Source organism: Bradyrhizobium sp. 26S5, from assembly GCF_036923295.1.
In the GTDB taxonomy this organism is placed as follows: Bacteria; Pseudomonadota; Alphaproteobacteria; order Rhizobiales; family Xanthobacteraceae; genus Bradyrhizobium; species Bradyrhizobium septentrionale.
In genome coordinates this window covers 5,574,705-5,586,791 of sequence record NZ_CP145948.1, presented here as the reverse complement: position 1 = coordinate 5,586,791, position 12,087 = coordinate 5,574,705, and the positions used below count along the sequence as shown (strand labels likewise).

Here is a 12,087-nt window from a genome sequence, read left to right as displayed (position 1 = left end):
TCCGCAAAGTGGTTTCGTCGCGGGTTTTGCCGCCGGAATCATCGGCTGCCGGGCGCCTGATCGGCCGTCCGGCAGGGGGTCTGAGGCCAGCCGCGCGCCCAGCGCGGTTGCGGCGCAAAACCGGCCTCTGCTATACGGCGGGCTGACCTTTTCAGCCTAGAGGCCCTATATAATGTCCGTAGACGCCACGACCGTCCGCCGCATCGCCCATCTGGCGCGGATCGCGGTCAGCGACGACGAAGTTCCCCATCTCCAGGGGGAGCTGAACGCGATGCTGGCCTTCGTCGAGCAGCTGTCGGAAGTGAATATCGACGGCGTCGAGCCGATGACCTCGGTGACGCCGATGGAGATGAAGAAGCGCGCCGATTTGGTCAATGACGGCGAGATCGCCGACGACATCGTCCGCAATGCGCCCGATACCGTGAACCACTTCTTCCTGGTGCCGAAGGTGGTCGAGTAACTCTAGCATCGCGTTTTCGAGCGAAGTGGATACCGGTTCGCGTGAAGAAAACGCGTCAAACAAAAGCGACAAAGTCCGATGTGTCTGCTGTGCGACGATGAGAAGGCCTACAAGGCCTATATGGACTTCCTCGATGTGATGGAGCGCAAGGGAAAGGTCGCCGATCCCAACGAGGCGATCGACGCCGTGCTCGACCAGCTCGAGGCGCTCGACGCCGCGCGCGCCAAGGAAAATGCCAAAGCGCGGCAGGACGATCCCGGCAACGACAAGACCCTTTCTCCCTTCTTCTGCAGCCCGATCAATAAATGACCGATTTGACATCGCTGACGATTGCCGAGGCCCGCGAGGGCCTGGTGGGCAAGTCTTTCACCGCCGTTGAGCTGACCGATGCGCATCTCGCCGCCATCGAAGCCGCGCGCGTGCTCAATGCCTATGTGCTCGAGACACCGGACCGCGCCCGCGAGATGGCCAAGGCCGTCGACGAGAAAATTGTTAAAGGCGAGGGCGGGCCGCTGGCCGGCATTCCGCTTGGCATCAAGGACCTGTTCGCGACCCGCGACATCAGGACCACGGCATGCTCCAGGATCCTGGGCAACTTCACCCCGCCCTACGAGTCAACGGTGACCTCGCAGCTCTGGCGCGACGGCGCGGTGCTGCTCGGCAAGCTCAACAATGACGAGTTCGCGATGGGCTCGTCGAACGAGACCTCGTGCTTCGGCCCGGTCACCAACCCGTGGCGGCGCGAGGGCTCCAACACCACGCTGGTGCCGGGCGGCTCGTCAGGCGGCTCGGCTTCGGCGGTGGCGGCATCGCTCTGCATGGGCGCAACCGCGACCGACACCGGCGGCTCGATCCGCCAGCCGGCCGCGTTCACTGCAACCGTCGGCATCAAGCCGACCTATGGCCGCTGCTCGCGCTGGGGCATCGTCGCCTTTGCGTCCTCGCTCGACCAGGCCGGTCCGATCGCGCGAACGACGCGCGACGCTGCGATCCTGATGCGCTCGATGGCGGGGCACGATCCGAAGGACACGACATCGGTCGACATCGCCGTGCCGGACTATGAAGTCGCGATCGGCAAGTCCGTGAAGGGCATGAAGATCGGCATCCCCAGGGAGTATCGTCTCGACGGCATGCCGGCCGAGATCGAAAAACTCTGGAGCGAGGGCGCGCAATGGCTGAAGGCTGCCGGCGCCGAGCTCGTCGAGGTGTCGCTGCCGCACACCAAATACGCGCTGCCGGCCTATTACATCGTGGCGCCGGCGGAGGCTTCGTCGAACCTCGCGCGTTATGACGGCGTGCGCTACGGCCTGCGCGAGCCGGGCAAGAACATCATCGAGATGTACGAGAACACGCGCGCCGACGGTTTTGGCGATGAGGTGCGCCGCCGCGTCTTGATCGGCACCTATGTGCTCTCGGCTGGCTATTACGATGCCTATTATCTGCGGGCGCAGAAGGTGCGGACGCTGATCAAGAAGGATTTCGAGGACTGCTTCGCCAGGGGCGTGAACGCGATCCTGACGCCGGCGACGCCGTCGGCGGCGTTCGGCATCGGCGAGAAGGGCGGCGCCGATCCGGTCGAGATGTATCTCAACGACATCTTCACGGTGACCGTGAACATGGCGGGCCTGCCCGGCATCGCCGTGCCCGCGGGCAAGGACGCGCAGGGCCTGCCGCTCGGCCTGCAACTGATCGGTCGCCCGTTCGACGAAGAGACGCTATTCTCGCTCGGCGAAGTGATCGAACAGGCGGCCGGCCGTTTCACGCCGCCGAAATGGTGGTGACCGATGGCGGATTTCCGCGCCAGTCTCGCTGACACTGCGCCTGATGCGGCGCTGTCGCCGCAGCTCGCCGCAATGTGGTGGGCGAAGAAGGGCGACTGGCACAAGGCGCACGACATCGTGAAGGACGGCAGCGCCGCCAGCTCGGCCTGGGTTCATGCCCATCTGCATCGCGTCGAGGGCGATCTCGGCAATGCCGACTACTGGTATCGCCACGCCAATCAGCCGGTTGCCAGGGACTCGCTCGAGGCCGAGTGGGAGCGGATCGTTTCCACGCTTTTGACGTAAAGCGCCTAGGTTTGCCGGTGCCGAGGCACCGCGATCATTAACCCTGTTCTGTCCGCCATGCCGCCGCCCAGATTGGCCGTGATAGGCTAACGGAACCGGGCGGGGGCCAGCGGCAAGAGAGTATTCGTGCGTGGGTCGGGGATAGGGGGATGGCTGTCAGCGCTGCTGGTGGCCGTGACGGCGGCGGGCCTTGCCGGCTGTGCGTCCGTCTACAATCTGCCCGGCAATGTGCCGCTCGGCGCCGTGGCTGCCGACACCAACGGCATCAGCGACATGCCAAGCTATGAAGACGACCTGCTGCTTGCGCTGTCGTTCTCCGGCGGCGGCACGCGCGCCGCGGCGTTTTCCTTCGGTGTGCTGGAAGAGCTCGACCGCACGCGCTCCAGCGCTGTAGGCACCAAGACGCTGCTCGACCGCGTCGACTTTGTCTCCGGTGTATCCGGCGGCTCGATCACCGCCGCCTATTTCGGATTGAAGCGGCGCGCCGCGCTCGACGATTTCCGCGAGCGCTTCCTGCTGCGCAACGCCGAGGAGGGACTGAAGACCCGGATCTCGCTCGGCAATATCGGGCGCGCGCTGGGCGGCGGCGTCAACGACAGCCAGTTCACCGACTGGCTCGATCGCAATCTGTTCAATGGCGCGCGGTTCGAGGCATTGCCCGACGACCGCCGCCCGCGGGTCTGGATCAACGCGTCCGACATCTACAACCGCACGCCGTTCGTGTTCGGCAAGACCGCGTTCGATGCGCTGTGCAGCGACATCCGCTCCTATCGTATCGCCGAGGCGGTCGCCGCATCCGCTGCGGTGCCGCTGGCATTTGCGCCGATCGTGCTTGAAACCTTTCCCGGCGGCTGCTCGGCGCCGCTGCCGCCGTGGCTCGAGCGGGTGCGCAACGATCCGAACGCGCAGCCGCTGCTGCGCTCCTACGCCGAGGCCCAGGCGCGCTACCGCGACGGCTCGATGCGCTATGTCAAGCTGCTCGATGGCGGCCTCGTCGACAATTACGGCCTGTCGGGGCTGAGCATCGGGCTGCTCGCAGCCCAGCGTCCGTACGAGCCTTTGAACGAACGGCAGGCGGCCAAGCTCAGGCGCATCCTGTTCCTGGTGGTCGACGCAGGCCGCGGCATCTCCGGCGACTTCGTGCAGACGCTGGAAGGACCGAACGGCGTCGAGCTGGTGTCGGCGGCCGCCGACACCGCGATCGATGCCAGCGTGCGCTCGAGCTACGCGGCGTTCACGGCGCTCGCCAACGACTGGTCCGGCAAGCTGAAGCGCTGGCGCTGCGGCCTGTCGGCGGCGGATCGCTCCAGGCTCGGCGTCGGCGCCGGCTGGAAGTGCGGCGACGTCGCGATCTATGTCGAGCGGCTCGGCTTCGACCGGCTCGGACCGGAGCGTGCCGGCATCCTGAACGCCATCCCGACCCGGCTTTCGCTGCCGCCCGAGCAGGTCGACCAGCTGATTGTGGGCGGCGCCGACGCGCTGCGGGCAAGCAAGGCCTATCAGCAGTTCCGGCGTGGGCTGTAATCAGCGCTACGTGGCCCGGCGACGGCCGAAAGGGGGCTGCAAGGCGGCTTGACTGGCGCGTTTGGTTGCGCGAAGCCCAAGGCTTCCCAGATATCACATTATCCGGACAACGAGATCCATGACCGCATCTGCCGCCCTACACAAGCTGATCAAGAGCGCCACCGGCGATTGGGAAGTCGTGATCGGCATGGAGATCCATGCCCAGGTCACCTCGAACTCAAAGCTGTTCTCCGGCGCATCCACCGCATTCGGCGGCGAACCCAACACCCACGTCTCGCTGGTCGACGCCGCGATGCCGGGCATGCTGCCCGTGATCAACGAGGAGTGCGTCCGCCAGGCGGTGCTCACCGGTCTCGGGCTGAACGCGAAGATCAATTTGCGCTCGGTGTTCGACCGCAAGAACTATTTCTATCCGGACCTGCCGCAGGGCTACCAGATCAGCCAGTACAAGTCGCCGATCGTGGGCGAGGGCGAGGTGTCGCTCGAGCTCGACGGCGGCCGCAGCGTCACCATCGGGATCGAGCGGCTGCATCTGGAACAGGATGCCGGCAAGTTGCTTCACGATCAGTCGCCGACGATGTCCTATGTCGACCTCAACCGTTCCGGCGTCGCACTGATGGAGATCGTCTCCAAGCCCGACATCCGCGACGCCGAGCAGGCCAAGGCCTACGTCACCAAGCTGCGCTCGATCCTGCGCTACCTCGGCACCTGCGACGGCGACATGGAGAAGGGCAGCCTGCGCGCCGACGTCAACGTCTCGGTGCGCCGTTACGGCGAGACCGCGCTCGGCACTCGCTGCGAAATCAAGAACATGAACTCGGTCAACTTCATCGGCCAGGCGATCGAGTACGAGGCGCGGCGCCAGATCGAGATCATCGAGGACGGTGGCTTGATCGACCAGGAAACCCGGCTGTTCGACCCGAACAAGGGCGAGACGCGCTCGATGCGCTCCAAGGAAGAGGCGCACGACTACCGCTACTTCCCCGATCCCGATCTGCTGCCGCTCGAGTTCAGCCAGGCCTTCGTCGACGATCTCAAGGCGCATCTGCCGGAACTGCCGGACCAGAAGAAGTCCCGGTTTATTACGGGCTTCGGTCTGTCGCCCTATGATGCGAGCGTGCTGGTGGCCGAGCGCGAGAGCGCGGAGTTTTACGAGACGGTGCTGTCAGGTCTTGCCGACAAGGCGCGCGACGGCAAGCTTGCCGCCAACTGGGTGATCAACGAACTGTTCGGCCGTCTCAACAAGGAAGGCGTCGAGATCGCCGCCTCGCCGGTGTCGGCCGAGCAACTCGCTGCGATCGTCGATCTGATCGGCGAGGGAGCGATTTCCGGCAAGATCGCCAAGGACTTGTTCGAGATCGTGTGGCAGGACGGCGGCGATCCGCGCGCACTCGTCGAGGCGCGCGGCATGAAGCAGGTCACCGACCTCGGCGCGATCGAGAAGGTGGTCGACGACATCATCGCGGCCAATCCCGACAAGGTCGCGCAAGCAAAGGCGAAGCCTGCGGCCCTTCAGTGGTTCGTCGGTCAGGTGATGAAGTCGTCGGGCGGCAAGGCGAACCCGAAGGCGGTCAACGAGCTCTTGAAGTCCAAGCTCGGCATCTGAACGAACAGGACAATGATGTTGTCCTTGGCGCATGATCCAACCGGATCATGCTCTCATCCCGTCACCTCTGGTGTCGTCGCGCACGCGTGAACGCGGCGTGATCCTGGCTCACACCCTCCGTCCGCGGTGCTGACGACGCCCCTCGGCGCCGAATCGTCGCAGCCACGATTCGACCGGGAATCGGGTTTGGATGACCTCAAACGAGGCGAAAGCCAACTTTCCCACGAAATATTTTTCGTTGCCAAAAGTTGCGACTCGGCGCCCGCGCCGCGCCACTTTTCCTCACAGCTCGCGACTCAACGCAACGACGATCGTGCGTTGATTGACTGAATGCGAATTCAAAAAGTGCCTGCAATAAAGGCGTTTCCTGCAACGTTGACAAATGCCGATGTCGGCCGTTGCTGCATTTCTTGCATCGTCGCGTGAAAGCGTCGTCGATTTGATCGGCGACGCGTGCTGCAGGTACGGCTATCGCTGCGTCAACACTTCCTTAAGCGGGACACTGTTTTTTTTGCCGTGTTGGTGTATTCGGGAAGTAGTGCATATCGATTCCCGAGTGCACGCAGCGAAGTAGAGAGCCATCTCACATATCGGAGGGCAACATGGCTAAGAAGGCAAAGAAGGCGAAGAAGGCGAAGAGCGCAGTGAAGAAGACTGCGAAGAAGACCCGCAAGGTCGCCAAGAAGAAGAAGTAACCCTCTCGCCTTGAGAGGATTGCCGGCGGCTTGACGCCGGCACGTCGCGAGAGCCACCGGACGGACTGCTGAGAGGCACATCCCAATCCCAGGCTCCTGACGAAAGAGGGTGTCGGCGAGACATCAGGTCAAACGGCTGGATCGAATTTCGGAGAGGGCAACCTTCCCAAAACCGGTCCGGCAGAAGAAACAGAGATTTCTTCGTTCGGTGCGGAGCCTGCTTGGTTCCGCAATTTCACCGGCGAGAATGCCGAGCTGAAATCTGGTCCTGACGTGTTCGCCGACCCCCTCGTTCCGGCGGCCTGCGCAGTCCGCGCCCCGGCAACTATTTTCCACATTCCAGTTCTGGATCGACATTCGGCCTCATGGCCTCGCGTTCGTTTGTATCCGCGCCGATCGCGCTCAACGTCCCGCGGATCGTCGGCCGGAGCTGCGCCCCCTCCGCCAAATTTGAAACGGATGGCCGCTGAGAGCGGCCGGCGGCGTCGGCCATTGGCCGCGATGGTTATCGTTGTCCAAAACACCAGGGTAAACCGGCGTTCACGAATGCATGGAAATGCCTGCGGCACAGGCACTTCTACGATTCCGGGAAACCCGCTTGGCGGCGCCGATTTACATCCCGTTCATCGCGATACTTAAACCGCTCTTCAAATTTGATGGGCCATGATCATCCCAACGAGCCGGCAAACGGCGAGCGGTGATCCCAGGGATCAGCGCGGGGCATGATCCAAAGGACCAGCCCGGAGACAACAGGGTGTTTCAACAGTGGACGGGGGCCGCGCTCGGGGGAGGGCGGCCAACAACAAAAAGGGGAATGACGACAATGTTTCAGGGGGTCATCGATCAGGACAGCGCCATCCCGGTAGCTGCGACCGCGATCCAGGACGTGCTGTTCGAACGTGGCATGTACTGGGCGAGCGGCCGCTCCGGCGTGGTCAACCTCGTCGCGGCGCACAAATGGTTCAACCTGGCGGCGCTCAAGGGACGCACCGACGCGATCGCGCATCGCCGCGAAGTCGCCGAGCAGATGTCGGATGTCGAGATCGCGGCCGCCCAGCGCGAAGCCCGCGCCTGGATGACGACGCACTAGACTCTTGTTTGGACGCGTTTTCTTTACGCGAACCGGTGCCCACTTCGCTCGAAAACGCTACGCCGATATCGAGCTGGGAGCCTCGGCTCCCTCGCTCCATCTAGAACCAGTATCGCGCGGCGTAGACCACGGTCATCACCGCTCCGGCCACGATCACGAACTGCCGGACGATGGACGCGGGAAGGATCCGGATCAAATAGCCACCAGCATAGCCGCCGATCATGGCGCCGAGCAGCATCACCGACGTCTCCGGCCACCGCACCGCTCCCTGCACGATGAAGATCAATGTGGCGGCCAGCGACACGCAGGTCGCGAGCAGGTTCTTCAATGCCTTGATCGCCCTGATGTCGTTGGGCTCGGTGATCGAGAGCACCGCGGTCAGGATGACGCCGAGCCCGGCGCCGAAGAAGCCTCCATAGACACACGCCAATCCCAACACAGCACCGCTCGCGCCGGTCGAGGGCAGGGCCGCGCTCGCCTGCCGCCCGATGGTCCAGCTCTGGATCTGCGGCGCGAAGGCAAACAGCAGCGTTGCGAATGCGATCAGGCCCGGCACCGGCAGCACGAATAGCCGCTCGGGGAGCAGCAACAGGACCCCGGCGCCGATTGCGCCGCCAAGCGTGGAGGCGGCAACGAGGCTGATCGTGCGCAGTGTCGGCGGCGGCAGCTTGCCGCGGTCGGCGAGCGCTGCGATCAGATGCCCCGGGGAGATCGCCACCGCATTCGACGCATTGGCGATCACGGCGGGCAGGCCCGCCGCCAGCATCGTCGGAAACGTGATGAGCGTCGCGCCGCCCGCCAGTGCATTGATGATGCCTCCCGCGACACCGGCCGCGAGCAGCAGAAGACTTGTCTTTGTATCCATCCTTCACCCCTTGCAGGGTGAACAGGCTAGCGGGTGTGGCGCCGGACGGTCTGGAACGTCTGTGACGCCGCTTCAACCGCGCCAGTAGACGCCCGGTGTGGTTCCAAAGGTGCGGCGGAACAGGCGGGTGAGGTGGCTCTGGTCGGAAAACCCCGCATCGGCGGCAACTGCTGCAATCGGTTCGCCCGCGCGCAGCAATTGCCGTGCGAGATTGAGCCGGCTCAGCATCCGGAAGGCGTGCGGTGAGACGCCGAGCTCGCGTCTCACCATGCGGCTGAACCCTTCGCGGCTGCGCCCGAAGTTCATGGCGATGGCGCCGATCGGCCCGGCGCTTTCTGTCAGGGTAACGCCGAGCTTCGTCTTGTCTGCGATGCGAGCCGAGCGGGACCGCCCGCGCGACTGGATGTCGTCGGCGATCTCAAGAATGTGCTTGGGCCATATCTCGTCGACGCTCCGCCAGAGAGCCCTGATGCTGATGACCCGCAGCGATGAGGGGGTGCGGCCCGCCGGAACATAGGCGTTCAGGCAGACCGTTTCCTTGTCCGGTGTCGGCATCGGCGCATGCAGCAGCCCCGCCGGAATGAGCGCGGCATGGCCCGCAGGCACCGTCACGGTAGCGCCGTCGATGCGGAAGGCGCGCGACCCCGACAGCACCAGCACGATCTGGTTCTCGTCGTGGAAATGCGGCCGGAGGCCAAGCGAGCCGGTACCGCGCCAGGACGCCAGCTCGACGATGCCGGCATCGTCAGCTGGCCGGTAGTGCCAGGCGTTGGGTGAGGCGAAGGGCATGATCGCGAGCGTAGCATGGTCGAGCGCCGACCGTCATGAGGTGTCAATGCTGCGCGACTGACGCGATCGGCGAGGCCGTTCGCATCGTCGCCATCGCGATCAGCGCGGCGACCACATTGGCGGCAGCGCTGATCGCCACCGGAATGAAGTAGCTGTGGCTGACATCGTAGCCGAAGCCGGCGGCGCTCGGGCCGAGCAGCGTGCCAAAGGCGACGCTGGTGTAGAGGATGCCGATGATGCCGCCGATATTGCGGCCGCCGAAATGGTCGGTGACCACGGCGGGCAGGATCGCAACCCAGCCGCCATAGAACACGCCGAACAGCAGCGCGAACGCCGTGAGCGACCAGAAGCCACCGGCAACAGCCCAGATCGCCAGCGAGACGGCCATGCCGATGTACATCGCGATCAGGAACGCATCGCGGCCGACCCGGTCGGCGATGCCGCCGAGGAAGAAGCGACCGGCGGTGCTGCCGACGCCGATCATCCCGAGCAGCAGCACGGCGAGCGCAGGCGCCACCTGATGGTCGACGGCGAAGGGCACCAGATGCACGAAGGGGACGAACACCCCGAACGCGCTGATCAGGCAGGCCGCATAAAGCCCGGCGAAGCGAGCTGTCTTGAGCGCGCCGCGGATCGAGACGCCCTGGCGGAGCGGCGCGCCTGAAACCGCTTGAAGCGGATCGCCATCCGGTCCGGTGCCGTAGCGGCGCGGATCATCCGCGATCAAAAGCGATGCTCCGATACCGGCGACCGCGGCGACAACGCCCAGCACGACATAGGCATCGCGCCAGCCGAGGCTCGTGATCAGCCAGGTCGCGAGCGGCGGCATCACCAATGTCCCGACCCCGATCCCGCTGACGGCAAGGCCCGACGCAAAGCCGCGCCGCCGGACGAACCAGCGTTGCACCGCGCCCAGCGTCGGGACATAGGCGCAACCGACGCCGGCGCCGATGCCGATGCTGTAGGCGGCATAGACTTGAAGGATGGTCTCCGCCTGTCCCGCCAGCACCATGCCGAGACCGACCAGCGCCATTCCGAGACCAGCAAGCCTGCGCGCGCCCCAGCGATCGGCGAGCGGGCCGGAGATGATGCCGAGGCCGAAATACAGGAAGCCGGCAAAGGAGAACACCAGCGAGACCGAGCCGCGCGAGGCGCCGAACTCGCGCTGCAACGATTCGACGAAGGATGAGAAGGTGTAGGCGCTGCCGAAGCCGATGAAGGTCAAGACGAAGGCGGCCGCGACGACATACCAGCCGTAGAACGGCTTTGCTCTTTGATAACCGGCGTGCATGGCGGCATTCCTCACGATCGTTCTCCCTGTGCCGCGTCACCGCCATTCTTGCCCGGCGGGTAGAGCAGCATCTGCGTGCAGCGAAACAGCGCGATGGTCTTGCCCGTCGCTTCGCTCTTGATCTCGGCATCCCACACCTGGGTCGTGCGCCCGCCATGAACGAGGCGCGCTTCGCAGCTCACGCCGCCTTCGCGCGCGGCGCCGATGAAGTTCGTCTTCAGTTCAGAAGTGGCGAAGCCGATGGCGCCGTCCGGCAAGGACGCGAGGCAGCCGAAGCCACATGCGGTGTCCGCCAATGCGACGAGGCTTGCGCCGTGCAGCAGCCCGTGCGGCGAGAAGTGCTTGGCGGCGATCTCGAAGCGGCCGCGGATCTGGCCGCGTCCGGCTTCGAGCCATTGAAACTCCAATGTGCCGGGCAGGCTGCCGGCTTGCGACGCGTTGATGCGATCGACGAGTCTGCCGGCGTGGGCTCCCGCGCCGATCTCATGCAGGGCGAGCTTGTGTGGAACCTCAGTCATGTCGCTGCTCCATGGGGGAGCCGAATGCCGCGTCGGACGCCGTAGATAAGGATCAGAAAATCTAATTCTTATCGTCCGGTTTTCGCTGCGTTGACGTGGCTTTCAGCCATAGGATAGGCTGATAGAGCGCCCGGAAGACCCGAGTTGGCAAACCAGATTTGCTGAGCGATTGAGATTAGAAAATCTAAAGCATGGAGAGCAGGCTTCCACCCCTGAACGCGCTGAAGGCGTTCGAGTCCGCCGCCCGCCATCTCTCGGTGAAGCTGGCGGCCGAGGAGCTGTGCGTGACGCCGGGCGCGGTCAGCCAGATGCTCAAGACGCTCGAGGCCCATCTCGACGTCAAACTGTTCGAGCGGGTGCCGCGCGGCATCTATCTCACCGACGCCGGGCGCGACTATCTGCCGTCGATCCGCAATGCGTTTCGCCAGATCGCGGAGGCGTCGCGCCGTGTCGCTGCATCGACCGATGTCGGCACGCTGACGGTCAGCGTCACGCCGTTCTTCGCGTCGGCTTGGCTGGTGCCGCGGATGGCGTCGTTTCAGGATGCGCATCCCGAGATCGATCTGCAGATCGTCACCAGCAACACGCTGGTCGACTTCTCGCGCAGCGGCGTCGACGTCGCGGTGCGCCACGGCCTCGGCCGCTATCCGGGGCTGCGCAGCGACCGCGTCGTCACGGTCGAGATGGTGGTGGTCGCATCGCCCTCGCTCGTCGCGCGTCTCGGGCGGCCGACATCTGCCGGCGAACTCGCCGGCTGGCCGCAGGTGCATGACGCCGATCGCAAGGGGTGGAGCCTGTGGTTTCAGGCCAACGGCATTGCGGAGGTGCGCACGCCGCGCGGCCCGTCGTTCGACGACAGCGGTCTGCTGCTGAAGGCGGTGCTGACCGGGCAGGGCGCGGGCCTGCTGCCGGCGGCGATGGTCGCAAACGAGATCGAGAGCGGTGAACTGATCCAGCTGCTCGAGACCGCGCATCTGGAGGAGTTCGCCTATTATCTCGTCTGCCCCGACAACAGGCAGGGGCTTCCGAAAATCGCGGCGTTCAGGGAGTGGATCCTGGGGCCGGTGGCCCAGTCGGCGGCTGCGGAGCGTTAGCCGTCTCGCTCTGGCTGCGATCGTGACGCTGGGCGAGCCGGTCCGGTCCTTCCACGTCATCGGCGGCGGCCTCGCGCTGCTCGGCGTTG

At 64.9% G+C, this 12,087-nt stretch carries 12 protein-coding genes; 8 read left to right on the top strand and 4 right to left on the bottom strand.

Going from position 1 to position 12,087, the window contains the following annotated elements; translation table 11 throughout:
• Positions 1-172: 172 nt before the first annotated feature.
• The 7 genes from gatC (at position 173) to V5279_RS26050 (ending at position 7,441) form a co-directional block, all read left to right on the top strand.
• Entirely contained in the window at positions 173-460 is a 288-nt protein-coding gene (gene gatC / locus V5279_RS26080) for an Asp-tRNA(Asn)/Glu-tRNA(Gln) amidotransferase subunit GatC (protein WP_166294441.1), read from the top strand.
• Between the two features lie 78 nt (positions 461-538).
• Positions 539-769: a hypothetical protein gene (locus tag V5279_RS26075; RefSeq protein WP_338689326.1), complete on the top strand. Its 231-nt coding sequence runs from the start codon at positions 539-541 to the stop codon at positions 767-769.
• Positions 766-2,241 (top strand): Asp-tRNA(Asn)/Glu-tRNA(Gln) amidotransferase subunit GatA, encoded by a 1,476-nt coding sequence (gene gatA / locus V5279_RS26070; RefSeq protein WP_338689324.1) that lies wholly within the window; start codon positions 766-768, stop codon positions 2,239-2,241. The genes V5279_RS26075 and gatA overlap by 4 nt, the downstream gene beginning before the upstream one ends.
• 3 nt (positions 2,242-2,244) lie before the next feature.
• The gene (locus V5279_RS26065; protein ID WP_338689322.1) at positions 2,245-2,526 is read left to right on the top strand and encodes a hypothetical protein; all 282 of its coding nucleotides are present in this window, start codon (positions 2,245-2,247) and stop codon (positions 2,524-2,526) included.
• 162 nt (positions 2,527-2,688) lie between these two features.
• Positions 2,689-4,050, top strand: coding sequence for a patatin-like phospholipase family protein (locus V5279_RS26060; protein ID WP_338701388.1), 1,362 nt, complete (start codon positions 2,689-2,691; stop codon positions 4,048-4,050).
• A 118-nt stretch (positions 4,051-4,168) separates the two neighbouring features.
• Positions 4,169-5,656, top strand: a complete 1,488-nt coding sequence (gene gatB / locus V5279_RS26055) for an Asp-tRNA(Asn)/Glu-tRNA(Gln) amidotransferase subunit GatB (RefSeq protein WP_338689320.1) — start codon at positions 4,169-4,171, stop codon at positions 5,654-5,656.
• Between the two features lie 1,518 nt (positions 5,657-7,174).
• Positions 7,175-7,441, top strand: coding sequence for a hypothetical protein (locus tag V5279_RS26050; RefSeq protein WP_029081075.1), 267 nt, complete (start codon positions 7,175-7,177; stop codon positions 7,439-7,441).
• A gap of 100 nt (positions 7,442-7,541) precedes the next feature.
• On the opposite strand, the gene V5279_RS26045 is transcribed toward V5279_RS26050, so the two are convergent.
• The 4 genes from V5279_RS26045 to V5279_RS26030 all read right to left on the bottom strand — a co-directional run bounded on the left by V5279_RS26045 (position 7,542) and on the right by V5279_RS26030 (position 10,904).
• Positions 7,542-8,306, bottom strand: coding sequence for a sulfite exporter TauE/SafE family protein (locus V5279_RS26045; protein ID WP_166294448.1), 765 nt, complete (start codon positions 8,304-8,306; stop codon positions 7,542-7,544).
• Between the two features lie 72 nt (positions 8,307-8,378).
• Positions 8,379-9,095 (bottom strand): AraC family transcriptional regulator, encoded by a 717-nt coding sequence (locus V5279_RS26040; RefSeq protein ID WP_338689315.1) that lies wholly within the window; start codon positions 9,093-9,095, stop codon positions 8,379-8,381.
• Positions 9,096-9,138: 43 nt separating this feature from the next.
• Entirely contained in the window at positions 9,139-10,386 is a 1,248-nt protein-coding gene (locus tag V5279_RS26035) for an MFS transporter (protein WP_338701387.1), read from the bottom strand.
• A gap of 11 nt (positions 10,387-10,397) precedes the next feature.
• Positions 10,398-10,904, bottom strand: a complete 507-nt coding sequence (locus tag V5279_RS26030) for a PaaI family thioesterase (protein WP_338689313.1) — start codon at positions 10,902-10,904, stop codon at positions 10,398-10,400.
• A 191-nt stretch (positions 10,905-11,095) separates the two neighbouring features.
• Here V5279_RS26030 and gcvA point away from each other — a divergent pair, with 191 nt between their 5' ends.
• Positions 11,096-11,998 carry a transcriptional regulator GcvA gene (gcvA, locus tag V5279_RS26025; protein ID WP_338689311.1) on the top strand — a complete coding sequence of 301 codons (903 nt, stop codon included), beginning with the start codon at positions 11,096-11,098 and terminating at the stop codon, positions 11,996-11,998.
• Positions 11,999-12,087 lie beyond the last annotated feature (89 nt).